General features: G+C 44.8%; 20 protein-coding genes. 17 read left to right on the top strand and 3 right to left on the bottom strand.

The features are described from left to right. Nucleotides 1-75 precede the first annotated feature (75 nt). Entirely contained in the window at nucleotides 76-510 is a 435-nt protein-coding gene (locus M1K46_RS10510; RefSeq protein ID WP_053358003.1) for a peptidylprolyl isomerase, read from the top strand. A gap of 82 nt (nucleotides 511-592) precedes the next feature. On the opposite strand, the gene M1K46_RS10505 is transcribed toward M1K46_RS10510, so the two are convergent. Beyond that, complete coding sequence (locus M1K46_RS10505) at nucleotides 593-1,111, bottom strand: DUF309 domain-containing protein (protein WP_256225977.1); 519 nt, start codon at nucleotides 1,109-1,111, stop codon at nucleotides 593-595. A gap of 126 nt (nucleotides 1,112-1,237) precedes the next feature. Between M1K46_RS10505 and M1K46_RS10500 the strand changes: the two genes are divergently transcribed. The 16 genes from M1K46_RS10500 (at nucleotide 1,238) to M1K46_RS10425 (ending at nucleotide 15,174) form a co-directional block, all read left to right on the top strand. After that, complete coding sequence (locus tag M1K46_RS10500) at nucleotides 1,238-1,993, top strand: segregation/condensation protein A (RefSeq protein ID WP_256225976.1); 756 nt, start codon at nucleotides 1,238-1,240, stop codon at nucleotides 1,991-1,993. Next, nucleotides 1,990-2,574 carry an SMC-Scp complex subunit ScpB gene (gene scpB, locus M1K46_RS10495; RefSeq protein ID WP_091004825.1) on the top strand — a complete coding sequence of 195 codons (585 nt, stop codon included), beginning with the start codon at nucleotides 1,990-1,992 and terminating at the stop codon, nucleotides 2,572-2,574. The genes M1K46_RS10500 and scpB overlap by 4 nt, the downstream gene beginning before the upstream one ends. Nucleotides 2,575-2,595: 21 nt before the next feature. After that, nucleotides 2,596-2,958 carry a hypothetical protein gene (locus M1K46_RS10490; RefSeq protein ID WP_062235266.1) on the top strand — a complete coding sequence of 121 codons (363 nt, stop codon included), beginning with the start codon at nucleotides 2,596-2,598 and terminating at the stop codon, nucleotides 2,956-2,958. A gap of 105 nt (nucleotides 2,959-3,063) precedes the next feature. Continuing rightward, nucleotides 3,064-4,152 carry a type III polyketide synthase gene (locus M1K46_RS10485; RefSeq protein ID WP_256225975.1) on the top strand — a complete coding sequence of 363 codons (1,089 nt, stop codon included), beginning with the start codon at nucleotides 3,064-3,066 and terminating at the stop codon, nucleotides 4,150-4,152. A gap of 5 nt (nucleotides 4,153-4,157) precedes the next feature. Further along, nucleotides 4,158-4,718 carry an isoprenylcysteine carboxyl methyltransferase family protein gene (locus M1K46_RS10480; protein ID WP_256225974.1) on the top strand — a complete coding sequence of 187 codons (561 nt, stop codon included), beginning with the start codon at nucleotides 4,158-4,160 and terminating at the stop codon, nucleotides 4,716-4,718. 74 nt (nucleotides 4,719-4,792) lie between these two features. Further along, a complete protein-coding gene (locus M1K46_RS10475; RefSeq protein WP_256225973.1) occupies nucleotides 4,793-5,965 on the top strand; it encodes a D-alanyl-D-alanine carboxypeptidase family protein in 1,173 nt (390 codons plus the stop codon). After that, nucleotides 5,958-6,551 (top strand): nucleoside recognition domain-containing protein, encoded by a 594-nt coding sequence (locus tag M1K46_RS10470; protein ID WP_256225972.1) that lies wholly within the window; start codon nucleotides 5,958-5,960, stop codon nucleotides 6,549-6,551. The genes M1K46_RS10475 and M1K46_RS10470 overlap by 8 nt, the downstream gene beginning before the upstream one ends. 3 nt (nucleotides 6,552-6,554) lie before the next feature. Then, nucleotides 6,555-7,085 (top strand): spore maturation protein, encoded by a 531-nt coding sequence (locus M1K46_RS10465; protein ID WP_053358011.1) that lies wholly within the window; start codon nucleotides 6,555-6,557, stop codon nucleotides 7,083-7,085. A gap of 109 nt (nucleotides 7,086-7,194) precedes the next feature. Then, the gene (locus M1K46_RS10460; protein WP_053358012.1) at nucleotides 7,195-7,944 is read left to right on the top strand and encodes a pseudouridine synthase; all 750 of its coding nucleotides are present in this window, start codon (nucleotides 7,195-7,197) and stop codon (nucleotides 7,942-7,944) included. Nucleotides 7,945-7,996: 52 nt separating this feature from the next. Beyond that, nucleotides 7,997-8,524, top strand: coding sequence for a thiol-disulfide oxidoreductase ResA (gene resA, locus M1K46_RS10455; RefSeq protein WP_091004834.1), 528 nt, complete (start codon nucleotides 7,997-7,999; stop codon nucleotides 8,522-8,524). Between the two features lie 14 nt (nucleotides 8,525-8,538). Next, nucleotides 8,539-10,152 carry a cytochrome c biogenesis protein ResB gene (gene resB / locus M1K46_RS10450; protein WP_256225971.1) on the top strand — a complete coding sequence of 538 codons (1,614 nt, stop codon included), beginning with the start codon at nucleotides 8,539-8,541 and terminating at the stop codon, nucleotides 10,150-10,152. Between the two features lie 19 nt (nucleotides 10,153-10,171). Then, nucleotides 10,172-11,362, top strand: a complete 1,191-nt coding sequence (ccsB, locus tag M1K46_RS10445) for a c-type cytochrome biogenesis protein CcsB (RefSeq protein WP_256225970.1) — start codon at nucleotides 10,172-10,174, stop codon at nucleotides 11,360-11,362. A gap of 117 nt (nucleotides 11,363-11,479) precedes the next feature. Then, nucleotides 11,480-12,199 (top strand): response regulator transcription factor, encoded by a 720-nt coding sequence (locus M1K46_RS10440; RefSeq protein ID WP_062235285.1) that lies wholly within the window; start codon nucleotides 11,480-11,482, stop codon nucleotides 12,197-12,199. Further along, nucleotides 12,196-13,986, top strand: coding sequence for an ATP-binding protein (locus M1K46_RS10435; RefSeq protein ID WP_091004841.1), 1,791 nt, complete (start codon nucleotides 12,196-12,198; stop codon nucleotides 13,984-13,986). The genes M1K46_RS10440 and M1K46_RS10435 overlap by 4 nt, the downstream gene beginning before the upstream one ends. 178 nt (nucleotides 13,987-14,164) lie before the next feature. Continuing rightward, the gene (locus M1K46_RS10430; RefSeq protein ID WP_156316370.1) at nucleotides 14,165-14,338 is read left to right on the top strand and encodes a hypothetical protein; all 174 of its coding nucleotides are present in this window, start codon (nucleotides 14,165-14,167) and stop codon (nucleotides 14,336-14,338) included. A 26-nt stretch (nucleotides 14,339-14,364) separates the two neighbouring features. Next, nucleotides 14,365-15,174: a histidinol-phosphatase gene (locus M1K46_RS10425; protein ID WP_256225969.1), complete on the top strand. Its 810-nt coding sequence runs from the start codon at nucleotides 14,365-14,367 to the stop codon at nucleotides 15,172-15,174. A gap of 50 nt (nucleotides 15,175-15,224) precedes the next feature. Here M1K46_RS10425 and serA read toward each other — a convergent pair whose 3' ends face one another. Next, on the bottom strand, nucleotides 15,225-16,796 hold the full coding sequence (serA, locus tag M1K46_RS10420) for a phosphoglycerate dehydrogenase (protein WP_256225968.1): 1,572 nt from the start codon (nucleotides 16,794-16,796) through the stop codon (nucleotides 15,225-15,227). 265 nt (nucleotides 16,797-17,061) lie between these two features. Then, nucleotides 17,062-17,310 (bottom strand): ferredoxin, encoded by a 249-nt coding sequence (locus M1K46_RS10415; protein WP_062235300.1) that lies wholly within the window; start codon nucleotides 17,308-17,310, stop codon nucleotides 17,062-17,064. Between the last annotated feature and the right edge of the window lie 57 nt (nucleotides 17,311-17,367).

The following is a 17,367-nucleotide window of genomic DNA, read 5'->3' as shown; positions in this document are numbered from 1 at the left end:
TTGCTGACCTCGCTGGACTCTGGGCTAAAAAAAGCATAAAATAATGAAGTATGTTGAATTCAGGAGGTTATATCTATGAAAAAAGGTTCTATCGAATTTGAAAACGGTGAAAAAATTTCCATCGAGCTTTTTCCGGAAGAAGCACCGGGAACAGTAGCCAACTTTGAAAAATTAGCGAACGAAGGTTTCTACAATGGGGTAACATTCCATCGTGTAATTCCTGGTTTCGTAGCACAAGGCGGAGACCCGACAGGAACAGGTGCAGGCGGCCCTGGCTATACGATCAAATGCGAAACAGCCGGAAACCCTCACAAACACGTGGCTGGTTCTCTTTCAATGGCACATGCCGGCAAAGACACAGGCGGAAGCCAGTTCTTTATCGTTCATGAGCCGCAGCCGCATTTAAACGGCGTTCATACTGTTTTCGGACAAGTTACCGAAGGGATGGACACGGTTCTAAGAATCAAACAAGGCGATGTAATGAAAGAAGTTAAAGTTTGGGAAGAATAAGAATAGTGAAAACCCCCGGTTTCCCGGGGGTTTTTTTGTGGGATTTTCTTGTTGGAAAAGGTTTTAAGTGCGCCGCTCGGCTTCAGCTCTTCTTTTTCATCCGCAGCTGCTTTTGCGCTTCACGTTCTAAAATAACATCACTCCGGTCACGCAGTTTATGCTTGTGCATGATCGTTTCATCCGCCATATTGCTTTCATTGCCCCAAACCGAGCCTTGTTTTTCGATACAGCGGCAGCACTGGTCCATAAGTGCTTCATCTGCAACAGGAAGATTCAGGTCTGTAAATGGCTTTCGGCATTCGATCTCATCCAATCTTATAATGAGCCTTTCCAGCAGCGCTGTGCAATCAAGTCCGAGCCTCGTGAGATCCTCTTTATGTGCGGACAGTTTACCGATTGCGCTCTTCATCATTCTGAGTGCTCCAATGTCATTGCCTCTGCGCTGATGGTAGAGTGAGACCGCGACCTGGATCAATCCGACCCAGACGCCGTTTTGCTGACCTTCGCTTTTCCAATGCTCTTCAAGTACTTCATGGCATTCGAAAAAGTCCCTCGATCCGTGGAAGTAGGCAAGGTATTCAATGTATGCTTCTGGGTACATCAATGGCCTCCTGGTTTGCTTTTTACAGTCTATCTTACTAAAAATTTTAAGATGCAAAAAGGAACTGTGTTTAAAATATGGTATAATTCCGGTACAATATTGAATTTGGAAACAGGGGTTACTACTATGAAGTATAGCGTGAAAGTCGATGCATTTGAAGGTCCTCTCGATCTGCTCCTGCATCTGATCACTTCGTACGAGATCGATATATACGATATACCCGTTGCTGCGATTACAGAGCAATATATGAACTATATACATACGATGCAGGAATTAAAATTGGATGTGGCCAGTGAATACCTGGTCATGGCGGCAACGCTTCTCGCCATCAAGAGCAAGATGCTGCTCCCAAAACAGGAACTACAGGATCTTGATCAGCAGATGGAGATTGAGATGGATGAAGATCCCCGGGAAGATCTCGTCCGCAGGCTTATTGAATATCGAAAATTTAAGCAGGCGGCAGTCGGCCTGAAGGAGAAAGAAACGGCCAGAAGCATGATCTTTACAAGAGAGGCTATGGATCTGACGTACTATGAAAACCAAGAAGAAGAAGTCAATCCCGTAGCTAACGTAACGATCTATGATATGCTCGCCGCCATGCAGAAGATTTTTACTAAAAAACTCGAGAAGGCGCCGAGAAAAACAACGATTGAGCGCCAGGAGATCCCGATTGAGACAAGGATGAAGCAGATCATCAATGAGATCCGCTATTCGAGCGGCAGAAAGAAATTTTCCGATCTTTTCACCTCCTCAAACCGGGAACATCTTGTTGTCACTTTTCTGGCTGTGCTGGAATTAATGAAGACGAAAGATGTGACATGTGAGCAAGAAAACAATTTTAGCGAAATTTTTATTTATGCAACAAAGGAGAATGAAGTTTGAGTCAATCAGCAGAACATAAAGCGGTCATTGAAGGGCTAATATTTGTTTCGGGGGAGGAGGGTATTGAAAAAAAGCAGATAGCAGACGTTCTGCAGATCAGCATGGATGCGGCTGAAGAGCTTCTTGATGAGCTGGTCAAAGACTACAAGTCTGATACGAGAGGCATGGAAATCATTGAAATCGCCGGTTCATTCCAGTTTGTTACGAAGCGCGAACATGCCGGCTATTATGAAAGGCTTGTATCTGCTCCCTCCCACTCCAGCCTGTCACAGGCAGCTTTGGAAACACTTGCAATCATCGCCTATAAACAGCCGATCACGAGGGCTGAAATAGAGGAAGTCAGAGGGGTAAAGACTGAAAAGCCGCTGCAGACGCTCTCTTCTAAAGGGCTCATCAAAGAAACAGGCCGTGCAGAAGGAACCGGCCGGGCTATTCTATACGGTACGACAAAGAATTTTCTGGAGCATTTTGGTTTAAAGTCATTGCACGAACTTCCGCCCCTCCCTGAGAAAGTGAACGATCAATCGATTGAAGAGGAAGCGGATCTGTTTTTTTCAAAGTTTCAAGAAACGATGGAATAATGGGAACAGGAGTTGAAGGCCTTGAAAATTAGAGCATGTACAGGATATGAGCTGGAAAAGGAAAAGCCGAACTCGCCGGAAGATTTTTTTAACCGTTCAGAAGTATTCTATGAACAAGAAGGACAAGAAAAAAGTTTTCAGCTTCTTTACGTGAGATATTTTGAGGAACAGCTCCTGCCGCGCATCTCGGAACAATTAATCACGGATGATGGAGAGCAGCTGGCGATTAAAGACATCGCAGCCCTGGTTTGCTTGCTTCATTTAAAGGATGCCCTGGAAAGAAGAAGACTTTACATGAACAGGGAGGAAAACTTTCTTTCTCTCTTTCAGAACGTGGATTGGTCTGATGTTAAAAAGATTTGGAAAACGGTAAAACAGCAGTAAAAAAACGTCTCCTTAATGGAGGCTTTTTTTATTAGAAAGAAATAAGGGCGTAAAACCGGTATTAAAAGGGAAAACTTACGTAACTACCCATACGGAGGTTTCAACATGCCCAAAATTGTATCCGTTCAAACAACGAATCTTCCACATAAGCTGGAACAAGAACAGGCTCTCGAATTTGCACGGGGATTATTTTCTCAGTCATTTAAAGATATTGAGAGACTTCTGAAGGTGTTTCACAATGGCGAGATTGCGACCCGCCATTTTGCGAAGCCGCTGGAGTGGTTCAAAGAAACGCACTCTTTTCAGGAGAAGAACGATTTTTACATCGAAACCGCAACCAAGTATGGCGGAAGAGCGATTAAAAAATGTCTGCAATATTCCCCCTTTTTAAGAAGGAATATTGAATATAAGGAGATTGATGCGATTTTCTTTATTTCCAGTTCTGGTTTTTCCACACCGAGCATTGAGGCAAGAATCATGAATGAACTGCCATTCTCACCCCATACAAAACGGGTGCCGATCTGGGGGCTTGGCTGTGCGGGAGGGGCATCGGGTTTTTCCCGAGCCTATGATTATTGCCGGGCGTATCCGAAAGCAAACGTCCTCGTACTAAGTGTTGAGCTGTGCAGCTTAACGTTTCAGCATGATGATCACAGTAAAAGCAACCTTGTCGGCACATCGCTCTTTTCAGACGGGGTCGGTTGTGCGCTTCTTTGCGGCGATGAGTCGGATGCGGCAGAAGCCTCAGCATTTCAAGCGATACCTGAAGTGAAAGATACGATGTCCACACTTATGCCGAACTCTGAAGATGTCATGGGGTGGGATGTGAAAGATAACGGACTCTATGTGGTATTTTCAAGGGACATACCGAATATTATCCGGGGCTGGCTGAAACCGAACGTGGACGAGTTCCTCGAAAAGAACAGCTTAACCGGGAGGGATATCAAACACTTTATCGCTCATCCGGGAGGAAAAAAAGTATTAGATGCCTACATTGATGCTCTTGAGATACCGCCGGAAAAGACGGAGATTTCCAAAGCGGTGCTGAAGGAGTTTGGCAATATGTCGTCAGCTACGGTGTTTTATGTGATGGAACGGTTTATGGCAAGAATGCCTGAACGGGGTGAAACCGGACTGATGGCAGCGCTTGGACCCGGTTTTTCTTCTGAACTGCTGTACATACAATGGACATAGGGGGGATGATCGTGTTTTTTCTTTTTCTCGGTGCACTGATTCTTCAAAGGCTTGCAGAGCTTGTAATCGCAAGGAGGAATGAAACGTTTCTTCGTTCGAAAGGAGCGTTTGAAGCAGGACAGGAACATTACAAATGGATGGTGGCGATTCATGCTTCATTTTTTTTCTTCTTGCTCCTCGAAGTCACACTATTCCATAAAGAGCCGGCCACCTGGTGGTGGATCCCTTTCTCTCTTTTTTTACTCGCCCAGATGGCCCGTGTTTGGTGCCTCAGATCGCTCGGGGCCTTTTGGAACACGAAAATTATTATTCTGCCTGGGGCACAAGTGGTGGCAAGAGGCCCTTACAAATATATCAGACACCCAAACTATTGTATCGTAACCATGGAGATCATCACGATCCCTCTTGTCTTTCAGGCCTATTTCACAGCTTTTCTTTTTCTTGTTTTAAACGCTGTTATCCTATCTGTCCGAATTCCAACAGAAGAGAGAGCCCTTCAGGAGGCAACCGATTACGGACAGCGATTCGACGGGAAAAACAGATTCTTACCTGGTGACGAAACATAATTGGATATAATTTACCATCATAACCGTCCTGTTTTTGCATAAACTTGTACAAAACAACTAAGGACGGGATACTTATGCTCTATACATCGAAAAAATGGATTCTGCCGATATTAATAGCCGTAATGGTCTTTCCTTACGCGCCATTTTCAGCTCATGCTGATGGTCCTGGTGTTTCCGCGAGAGCTGCTATCCTCATGGATCAGGATTCAGGAAGAATCCTTTATGCCAGAAATGAACACCGGCCGATGCGGATCGCCAGCATCACCAAAATCATGACTGCTATACTCGCGATTGAATCTGGAAAACTTCAGGACCGGGTGACGGTCAGCGAAAAAGCGACCAAAACGGAAGGTTCTTCACTTTATTTAAAGCCAGGTGAGCATATTTCCCTAAATGATCTGGTATATGGTTTAATGCTTCGCTCAGGGAATGATTCAGCTGTAGCCATCGCAGAGTATGTCGGAGGCAGCTTTGATGGTTTCGTTTACATGATGAATCAAAAAGCCCGGGAAATCGGCATGAAGAACACGCTTTTCCGCAACCCGCACGGACTTGATGATCATGATGACCATTACTCCACCGCCTATGATATGGCGGTGCTCACACGTTATGCCATGGAGAATCCTCAGTTCCGAGAGATATCGTCCTCTGCTATCTACCGGTCTCCTCAAGAAGGCGAGAAGTGGGATCGGGTTTGGCGAAACAAAAATAAAATGCTTAAACGGTATCCCTATTCTACGGGGGGAAAGACCGGCTATACAAGGCTTGCAAAACGAACACTCGTATCGACAGCCAAGAAAGACGGAATGGGGCTCATTGCAGTAACGCTGAACGATCCGGACGACTGGGAAGATCATGCTGCTATGTTTAATTTTGGCTATCGGACGTTTCACCTTGCCAGCATCGTGAAAAAAGGGGCCGTTGACGGAATCAAGCTGAAAGCCTATAAAAATAAGATTGAAGCTTCAAGAGATTTTCGATACCCTCTCATGAAAAGCGAGAAAAAAGAAGTTCAGAAATCCGTCACTCTATACCAGCCTCCAAAAGGAGGGAAGTGGAAAGAAGGAGCCATACCCAAACCGATTGGGAAAATGAAAGTCACGCTGGGGGAAACGATGATCGCAGATCTGCCTTTATATTATGAAGGAAAAGGATTGGTGAAGGAAGACAGCAAGACATTCTGGAGTGTATTCAAGGACATGGTGGCATCCCTTTTCTCAATCAGCTCAGGTGTAAGACATGGTTAATTACATCTGGGTGGGGATGATGGTGACAGGGTTCATTGTCGCCATGCTGACTGGAAACGTCGATAAGGTGAACGCGGCTGTTTTTAAAAGCGCACAGGAAGCAGTAACGATCAGTCTAGGAATGGTCAGTATCCTTGTTTTTTGGCTCGGCCTCATGAAAATTGCCGAAAAGAGCGGACTGCTGGAAATGCTTGCCTTTCTGTTCCGTCCAATCGTCAAGCGCCTCTTTCCGGATGTGCCCGAAGGCCATCCTGCACTCGGTTATATTTTATCCAATATGGTAGCTAATCTTTTTGGCCTTGGGAACGCAGCTACACCAATGGGGATCAAAGCGATGGAACAGCTGAAGAAACTGAACGGCGGGAAAAATGAAGCGAGCCGCTCGATGATCACCCTGCTGGCGATCAACACATCAAGCATCACGCTGATTCCAACAACGATTATTGCGATCAGAATGAATTATGGATCTTCCAATCCTACAGACATTGTCGGGACAACGCTGCTCGCAACGGGAGTCTCGACGGTGTTTGCACTTTGTATTGACCGTTTTTTCTATTATCGGTCAAGCAGGAAGGGGAAGAAATAGATTATGAGTTTCATAAATTCATTTTCAATCTGGTTTATCCCATTTTTGATCGGCTTTATTTTACTGTATGGAACAGTAAAAAAAGTTCCGACCTATGAAGCCTTTGTAGAAGGCGGAAAAGAAGGGTTCTCCCTCGCTGTCTCCATGATACCTTATCTGGTCGGAATGCTCGTTTCTATATCCGTGTTCCGGGCTTCAGGTGCGCTTGATCTCTTGCTTGATTTCGGGAAACCGTTCTTTGATTTTATTCACGTCCCCGGAGAAGTGGTGCCGCTCGGTCTGATGCGCACCATTTCAGGAAGCGGAGCACTTGGCATGACCTCTGATCTTATCGCTTCCAACGGGCCTGATTCATTCATAGGCAGACTGGCCTCTACGATTCAAGGAAGCACAGATACGACGTTCTATGTTTTAACCGTCTACTTTGGAGCGGTCGGCATCCGCAAGATGGGGTACGCGCTGAAAGTAGGACTCCTTGCTGACCTGGTTGGATTTATCGCTTCTATCATCGTCGTTACCATCGTATTTTCATAGAACACACCGAACCCACAAATGTTGTTCGGTGTGTTTTTGTGTGAAGAACATTGAAGCTCAGCTTGAGAAATGGAAGTGTAGAGAGTATGATGTTAAATGAGGTGAAATCATGGAACGTTTACAAAAAGTAATTGCACAGAGCGGCATTACATCAAGGCGAAAAGCTGAGGAATTAATATTGGAAGGAAAAGTTAAAGTCAATGGAACCGTTGTGCAGGAGCTTGGTACGAAGGTTTCTCCAAAAGACCGCATCGAAGTAAATGGAGTGCAAATAGAAAGGGAACAGCCTGTATACTTTCTGATGTACAAGCCTTCGGGTGTCATCACTGCTGTTTCGGACGACAAAGGTAGAAAGGTTGTTACGGATTATTTTCAGGATATCGTGGAAGAGCGGATCTTTCCGGTCGGCCGTTTGGACTATGACACTTCTGGTGTTTTGATCATGACCAACGACGGTGCATTTGCCAATGAACTGATGCATCCGAAATATAAGGTGGACAAATCGTACATCGCGAAAGTAAAAGGTATTCCCGAACGGGAAGTGCTGAAAAAGCTTGAAAAGGGGGTCGTGCTGGAAGATGGCAAGACCGCGCCTGCAAAAGTGAAGTTCATCTCAGGGGACAGGAAGAAACAGACCTCTATTATTGAACTGATCATACACGAAGGTAGAAACCGGCAAGTCAGAAGAATGTTTGAAGCGATCGGACATCCGGTGATGAAACTGAAGAGGGAGCGTTATGCTTTTTTAGATGTGAAAGGGCTGAATCCTGGCGAATTCAGAGAACTGACGCCGCATGAAGTGAAACAGCTGCGCAACCAGGCTGTCACACAACCGTCAAAAAAGAGAGGCCATAAATAAAATTTCAAGCGTTATAGTTAAGTTGGGAACATATAAAATGGGGGCGTCATAATTGAAAAAGAAAAGAAGACTGGTGTTTCGCTCAATTCTTCTTGCCGTCATAGCTCTTGCCGTCGGTTATACCTTTTACAATAATGTGTTTCAAGATAAGAGCGGCAGTGTGCAAAAGGGCGATAAGGCACCTGATTTTGAGCTGACGGATCTGCAGGGAAACAAAGTCCAGCTGTCAGATTACAAAGGAAAAGGAGTGTTCTTGAATTTCTGGGGAACATGGTGCAAGCCTTGTCAGCGCGAGATGCCATATATGCAAAAGGAATATAAAGAGTATCAGAAACATGGAGTAGAGATTCTGGCCGTCAACGTTGGAGAATCCAATGTTTCTGTGAAAAATTTTGCGGACCGCTTTCATCTGTCCTTTCCTATTCCACTCGATGGTTCACGGGAAGTGACGAAGGCTTATGGCATCGGACCGATTCCTACAACATTCCTTGTTGATAAGAACGGAAACATCATTGAGAAAACGAGTGAATCACTTTCTAATGAAACGATTAAAGAGTATATGGAAAAAATCAAGCCGTAACGGGGTGTGCAAATTTGAAAACGATACAATGTGAATGCGGCCACAAGAATCCGTTCGGAACTGAGATTTGTGAATCGTGCGGGAAGCCGTTAAGCAACGAAAATTCGCGCGAGCTGATCAACATGAGGTATGAGGGCAGCGCTATTCGTTCCCAGACCTATAACAAAACGTTTATTGATAAGATCTGGAACTTCTTTTCATCCGTAAAAGTGGGCATTGGAATCATTATTGTTATTTTAATAGCAGCAGCAATCGGCACCATTTTCCCGCAAGAAATGTACATACCTCCCAATGTGGATCCAACGACGTATTATAAACAGGAATACGGGACACCGGGACAAATCTTCTATCTGCTCGGTTTTCACAACCTATATGGTTCTTGGTGGTTTTTACTGCTCCTTGCAGCTCTTGGTATATCTCTCATTATCGTGAGCATCGACAGGGGCGTTCCTCTTTACAGGGCGCTTAAACACCAGCGAGTGACACGCCATGAAAGCTTTATGAAGAGGCAGCGTCTTTTTGCGGTTTCTGATCAGGGGATCTCACTTGAGCAGGTGAAGAAGGTTCTGTCAGGCAAACGCTACAGAATTAAAGAAGATAACGGCAACATACTGGCAGAGAAAAACAGGTTTTCCAGATGGGGTCCTTATGTGAACCATACAGGGCTCATCATCTTTTTGATCGGAGCCATGCTTCGCTTTTTCCCGGGTATGTATACAGATCAGACACTTTGGATCAGAGAAGGGGAAACGACTGCTGTACCTGGAACGAAAACAGACGAAGGCCAGTATTATTTAAAGAACCATAAGTTTGTTATGGAGCTCTACAATAAAAAGGACAAGCAGTTCTCCAACGCACTAAACCAGGTGGGCAACGAGGTGCCGAAGAACTATCAGAGCAATATTACGCTCTACCATGCAAATCCTGCCCAAGTTGTAGGAGCAGCTCCGGAACTGAAGAAAGTTAAAGATGCTAAGATTAAAGTGAATGAGCCGCTGACTTTCGGGGATTATGCCCTTTATCAAGTAGATTTCAAGCTGAACGAGTTTCATAGAATGAACCTGAAGCTTGAAAAGAAATCGACGGGGAAAAGCTTTGGGGAAATCAAGATCAATCTCTTTAATCCAAAGTCGGCGTATGATCTTGGAAACGGCTACAAAGTGAAAATGGTTGAATACTTCCCGAATTTTAAGCTCGATGAAGACGGCCAGCCGACAACAGAAAACAGCGTGCCCGACAATCCGGCATTCGTATTTAAGATGATTACCCCAGAGACGCCAAAAGGAGAAACCGCTTTTATAGGAATTCGTAAGAACGTAGAAGCCGGCAACAACAAGTATAAGATGACCTTCTCCGGTCTCGGAACGAAAAACGTATCAGCGTTAACCGTCAAGAAGGACAGAACACTTCCAATCATTATTGTTGGCGGAATTATCTTCATGCTTGGGGTGGTCCAGGGACTGTACTGGAATCACCGCAGAATTTGGATTCAGCAGAAAAACGGGCAATTATGGATTGCTGCTCATACGAATAAAAACTGGTTTGGCCTGAAAAAAGAAATGCAGGCCATTTCGGAGGAATCCGGGCTGGTCATGCCTGTTGACCAAAGTGGCGAAAAAAGCGCTTAAGCCCTGACTGGAGGTTATTATGGCTCAACTTAGCAGTAATTTGCTTTATATTGCATTTATTATTTATTTAATCGCAACAGCTGTCTTTGCCATGTCTCTTTCTGACAAAAAAGGAAAGGAAAAAGCAGCCTATACTAAGAAATGGGGAAGAACTGGGTATGTACTTTCCATCCTGGGCTTCATCTCACAGCTTGGATATTTCGTTACGAGATGGATCGCGAGCGGACATGCACCGGTCAGCAACCTGTTTGAATTCACTACTTTCTTTGGGATGATGATGGTGTTTGCTTTCATCCTTTTATATGGCATTTACAGAACAAATGCCCTTGGGGTGTTCGCGATGCCGATCGCCCTGCTGGTCATCGCATATGGCAGCATGTTCCCGAAAGATATCGCACCGCTCATTCCGGCACTTCAAAGTGATTGGCTGAAAATACACGTAACGACTGCAGCCCTCGGCGAAGGCATCCTGTCCATCTCATTTGCGGCAGGGTTCATCTACCTGATTCGCGTGGTTGATCAAAGCATTTCATCCAAAAAGACAAAGATGCTTGAGATCATTATGTATCTGCTCTTATGTGTACTCGGTTTCGTTCTTGTAAGTGCGATCTCTTCAGCAGCCGGCTATGAGACGAAGTTTGATTGGACGGACAAGAGGGATCAAAAAACGGAGTTGACGTACAATTTGCCGGCTCTCGTAGGCCCTCCGAACGGAACGCAGGCAGACAATCATTTCGGACCGCTACTGAAATCTCCATCCTGGATGAATGGTGATGAAGCACCAAAGAAATTTAACACATTCATCTGGTCCCTGCTCATGGGCGGAGTACTGTATGGGATCATCCGGCTGATCTTAAGAAAGCGGATCACCGCAGCCATTCAGCCAAAACTTATGAATCTTAAACCGGATCTTGTTGATGAGATCAGCTATCGCTCTGTTGCCATCGGTTTTCCTGTTTTCACACTTGGCGCACTCATTTTTGCGATGATCTGGGCACAGCAGGCATGGACAAGGTTCTGGGGATGGGATCCAAAAGAAGTATGGGCACTGATCACTTTCTTGTTCTATGCGGCCTATCTGCATTTTCGGCTTTCAAGAGGCTGGCATGGCGAGAAGTCTGCCTGGCTCTGCGTCATCGGATTTGTCATCATCATGTTTAACCTTGTTGCGGTTAACCTTGTGATTTCCGGTCTTCATTCCTACGCATAATTAGCGCAGGCCTATACCCTTCATGTCAGGTTTGTTTCCTGGTATGAAGGGTTTTGTGATATACAAAGTGTTCATGTATGATAGAAGGGCAGATACATATGAAATGGAGGAACAGCAGTGGAAAAAGAAGCGAAAATTCTTGTTGTTGATGATGAAGAAAGGATTCGCAAGCTTTTAAAAATGTATCTTGAAAGAGAAAATTACGAAGTAGATGAAGCGGAGAACGGAGAGGAAGCGCTTGACTACTCTTTGACCTTAAATTACGACTTGATCTTGCTGGACGTGATGATGCCCGGCATGGATGGAACGGAAGTCTGTGAAAAACTCCGGCAAAGGAAAGCCACGCCTGTTATCATGCTAACGGCTAAAGGTGAGGAGATGAACCGGATACAAGGATTTGAATCAGGTGCTGACGACTATATCGTAAAACCGTTCAGCCCCAGAGAGGTCATCCTCAGAGTGAAGGCACTGCTGCGCAGGTCTTCATCTACCAAGTTCCTGCAGACTGAATCCGTCGCTAAAAATATCATCGTGTTTCCGCACCTGACGATCGATCATGACGCTCATCGCGTGATCGCTGGGGGAAAAGAAGTCAACCTGACTCCTAAAGAGTATGAACTGCTGTATTATCTGGCGAAGACCCCGGATAAAGTGTATGCAAGGGAGCAGCTTTTAAAAGATGTTTGGAATTATGAGTTCTTCGGAGATCTTCGGACGGTTGATACTCATGTCAAACGGCTGCGCGAGAAGCTAAATAAAGTTTCCCCTCAGGCAGCATCGATGATTGCGACAGTGTGGGGAGTGGGCTACAAATTTGAGGTAGCTGAACAAGAATGATCTGGCGCAGCGTAGTCGGAAAACTTTGGGTAACCATATTGCTTCTTGTTTCCGTAGTCCTTTTTATTTTAACAGTGCTGCTTACACAATTCGTAGAAAGATACCACGATGAACAAGCAGAGCAGCAGCTTACCAAGCTTGCCCAAAAAATGGTGGAGCTCGTGGAGCATTATGACAACAGGGAAGAGGCTTTGCGGATTTCTTCAGAGCTTGTCGACGCTTATTCATTAAATGCGATGTTCATCATGGATAAAAAAGAATACTATTCTCCGACACCGAGGAAGAATGAGGAACCGGACTTGCCAGTTAAAGTGTTCTTTAAAAATGATTCACTGGCGTCCGTCTACAAAAAAGGAAACAAAGTCGTTAAAAAAGGCGATTTTCCCGTTATGTCAAATGGTAAAGAAAAACATAACCGGCTGCTGATCGTCGGGCTGCCTTTTAAAATGGAGAACGGGAAAACGGGTGCGGTGTACATCTACCAGTCACTCGAAAACATCGCCGAAAGTACGAACTATACGAAGCGCCTTATCTTTTTATCAGCAGGAATTGCCATTATCTTAACGACGATCTTTGCGTTCTTTCTTTCGAGCCGAATCACCGCCCCACTGCGTAAAATGCGGGAGGCGGCCTCCCATATGGCCAGAGGAGAGTTTGATATGAAGGTTCCGATGCTGACGCACGATGAGATCGGAGAACTTGCCATGGCCTTTAACCGGATGGGAAGGCAGCTGAAAAACTTTATTACTGCGCTGAATCAGGAAAAAGAACAGCTCTCAGGAATCCTTAGTTCAATGGCAGACGGGGTTATTACCTTTGACAGGAGAATGAGCATACTTGTATCCAATCCGCCGGCTGAACGCTTCTTGCAGGCCTGGTATTATGAACAGGGGATGGACCGTAACAAAGATAAGACCTTGCCTGATCAGCTTACAGAGCTGTTTGAGAATGTTGTTACCCTTGAAAAAGAACAGTACATTGAAATTGATATTCAGGGGCGAAGCTGGGTGGTGCTCATGACGCCTCTCTATAACCAGTCCTATGTAAGGGGAGCTGTTGCCGTTTTACGGGACATGACAGAAGAAAGACGGTTGGATAAATTAAGAAAAGATTTCATCGCGAATGTCTCTCATGAACTCAGAACACCGATTGCCATGCTTCAAGGATACAGTGAAGCGATCGTTGATGATGTGGCCGGCTCCAAGGAAGAAGAAAAGGAAATCGTTAAGATTATACATGATGAATCTCTGCGCATGGGCCGCCTTGTAAATGAACTGCTTGATCTTGCGAGGCTTGAAGCGGGCCAGATGAAACTGCACCCCGTTAATGTATCTGTCACTGAATTTTTTGAACGGGTAGTCCGCAAATTCTATGGAATCGCGAGGGAAAGGGAAATCGAGCTCATACTGGATATCAATACAGATGGTACGGCAAGACTTGATCCTGACCGGATCGAACAAGTGTTGACCAACCTGATCGACAATGCACTCCGCCATACAGCCAGCAGCGGTAAAGTTTCCATCCGGGTCGGTTCCGCTGGGCAAGGATTGAAGATCGAAGTTACCGACAATGGATCAGGAATCGCAGAAGAAGATCTGCCTTTTGTTTTCGAACGGTTTTATAAAGCGGATAAAGCCAGAACACGGGGGAAGAAAGGCGGAACCGGGCTTGGCTTGGCGATCGCCAAAAATATCGTGGTCAGCCACAGCGGCACGATTTCTGTTCACAGCAAGCTGAACGAAGGTACGACATTTTCGATCTTTTTGCCGCTATCTGTTGAAGAATAGTAAAACACCTCGATTATTCTTGTTCCATAAGAAACAAAAACACCATAAAACAAACGACTGAAGTGAACTGCACTCCTCTTGTTAGACACAACTAACAACGGGAGGAGCAGTTTTTTTGTTCTGTTTTATGCAGAGCCGCATAACATGAAAAGGTGATTCTAGTTTCAGGGAGGAAAAGATGAAAGATTACGGAAGGCGATTTCTTGTTGTATTGGCTATCACCTTGTGCATCGGAATTCTGTTTGTGGGCGGCAAGGGCGGCAAGGCAAAGTCAGGAGAAAGTTTTGAAAAACACTTGAAGGAGGCCGAAATTCATGTTACAAAAGTGGATAAGGATTTGCCCAAGAATTAGGTTGAAAAATTAGAGGAGGAACAAGCTTGCCGACAGACTATCACAATCATTTAGAAAAGGGAACGCTAACACTGGACTATCTTGAAAGGTTTGTTAACCAGGCTAGAGAAAGAGAGATCAGCCATTTTGGAATCTCTGAACATGCCTATCATTTTTACCAAACGAAAGATATAGTGAGCAAACCTTGGATGGAAGAACGAAGATATTATGACATGAAAGACTATGTAGACTTGTTTCATGAGGCATGGTCGAAAGATCTGGATGTAAAGATGTCGATCGAGATGGATTATACGCCAGGCCGGCATAAAGAGATGGAAAGTTTTATATCAAGCTATGATTTTGATTATGTGATCGGTTCCGTCCATTGGGTTGGAGACTTTGGCATTGATCTTGCTGAGTACCGGAAAGAGTGGGAACGCAGGGATCTTTATGAGGTCTACAGACAATATTATGATCAAGTGGTAACACTTGCAGATTCCAATCTTTTTGATATCATCGGGCATATCGACCTTGTTAAAATTTTCAACTACATACCGAATGATGAGGAATTTATTCTTGAACAATATGAACGGGCGACAGACGCGCTCAAGAATTCAAAAACATGCGTTGAGATCTCTACTGCCGGATTGCGCAAACCGGTTCAGCGGCTTTATCCAGAACCAGTATTACTAAAAATGTGTCGAAGCAAAGGGATTCCGATCGTATTTTCTTCTGATGCTCACGAACCGTCCCATGTGGGTGCTGATTATGGACAGGCTATCCAACTGGCAAGGGAAGCTGGTTATACGTCTGTAATGACGTTTACTAAAGGAGAACGAAAAGAAATCTCGTTTTAAAGCATAAAAAAAGCATGGAAGCCTTTGCTTCCATGCTTTTTTTGTTGTTATTACAGGTTTATAGTAGTAGCGGAAACTACGTCAGAGAGCTCCTTGATCCTCAGTAATACATCCTGATCCAGCTCTTTGTCAAATATAAGCATCATGATTGCTTCACCGCCGGCCATCTTTCTCCCCACCTGCATTGCAGCGATGTTGACCTCCAGATCACCGAGCAGCTTTCCGACTCTGCCGATGACACCAGGCTTATCGACATGCTCAATGTATACGAGGAATCCTTCAGGAACAAAATCAGTGGAATATCCGTTGATGTTGACCACTCTTGGGCCATAGCCGTTGATATACGTGGATTGAAGGCTGAAGCTTTCTGTTTCGCCGATAACACGGGCTTCAATGATATTTTCATAGCCTTGTGTTTCTGTGCTGTATTTTTCGCTAAATGAGAAGCCTTGCTCTTTCGCGATGAGCGTGGCATTGATATCATTGACAATCCGGTCTACTCTTGGCTGTAAGAATCCGGACAGAAGGCCTCTTGATACTAATCCTGTATCCAATTCTGTGATAGTTCCGGCAAAGGTAATCTTAATCTCTTTAATCGGAGAAGAGAATGACTGTGATAGAAACTGGCCGGAAACTTTAGCAAGTTCATAATAAGGATAGATCTTCTGAAAGTCGTCATTGGAGACGGCTGGAAGGTTCACCGCGTTTTTGACGGGCTTGCCTTTGGAGAAGGTTAAGATTTCTTTGGCAACCTGTGCAGCAACATTCATCTGTGCTTCTGCGGTTGAAGCCGCGATGTGAGGAGTGGCGATCACGTTCGGCAGGTGAACAAGCCGGTTCTCAACAGCCGGTTCCTGCACGAACACATCAAGGGCACAGCCTGCAATATGGCCGTTTGATAGGTAGGCGTAAAGGGCCTCTTCATCAAGGATGCCGCCCCTCGCACAGTTGATCAAATAAACGCCTTGTTTGGTCTTTGATAGATTCTCGGTGTTGATGAGGTTTTTTGTTTCTTTCGTAAGCGGTGTATGGACGGTAATAATATCACTGCTCTCGAGAAGTTCATCCAGGGTAACAGGAACGACCTGCAGTGTTTTTGCCCTTTCTGCCGTTAGAAACGGATCAAACACTTGGACTTTTGAACCAAACGCACGAGCCCGTTTGGCAAGCTCTGTTCCAATCCTCCCAAGTCCTACGATCCCGAGCACTTTTCCGGAAAGCTCAGCTCCTGTAAAGCTTGAACGGTTCCATTTTCCTTCTTTAATCGATTGGTTCGCCTGAGGAATCTTTCGAAGGATTGCCATGATCATCGCAAATGTATGCTCAGCTGTGGAAATCGTGTTTCCATCAGGTGCATTAATGACCAGAACTCCGCGCTGTGTTGCTGCATCGATATCTATGTTATCCACACCGACACCTGCACGCGCTACAATTCTAATGTTGTGAAAAAGGGATAGAAGTTCTTTTGTTACTTTAGTGGCACTTCTTACGACCAAAGCGTCGATACTCTCTGGATCTTGAACGTCCTCAACACTGCCATAAATGACTGAAACGCCGGACTCTTTCTCCAGAGCTGCCATTCCTTCTTTTGCTATTGAATCTGCTGCCAGCACACGAAACATCTCATCCACTCCCAGTTTGTAATTACAGCTTATATTGCCAGAATATTTATATAATATTGATAATTTAACACAGGGCTATTTAGAGTACAAACGAAATTTGAGAGAAAATCTAAACGAAATAAAGAAGAAAGAGGGGAGAACTTTAGAGAAGGACGATGAAATCGTTTACGCAAAATTTATAATTGACAATGGTTATCATTTAATTTTAAATGAAAGAGAAAATAAAAACCCTCCAGCATCAGCATGAAGGGCTTTGTATTTTCTTCTATTCGAATTTCAATGCATCGCCGTCAAACGGTTCGTCTGCCACTTTAATAGAATCTGTTGGGCAGCCTTCGAAAGCATCCTGCATATCGTCGATCAATACATCTGGAATTTCAACAATTCCTTGGTTTTCATCGAGAGTAACAAAGGCGATGCCTTCATCATCATAATCATAAATATCGGGCGCAGCAGCTCCGCAAGCTCCGCAGGCAATGCAAGTGTCTTTGTCTACAATTGTGTACTTTGGCATATTTATAACCTCCTAATCATGGTAAGAACAATGCAATAAAACACGAATACATTCAAA

This window comes from Fictibacillus sp. WQ 8-8 (genome assembly GCF_024494405.1).
Taxonomy (GTDB): Bacteria; Bacillota; Bacilli; order Bacillales; family Fictibacillaceae; genus Fictibacillus_C; species Fictibacillus_C marinisediminis.
Note: the sequence above shows the minus strand (reverse complement) of the source record. Positions and strands in the feature narration are given on the sequence as shown.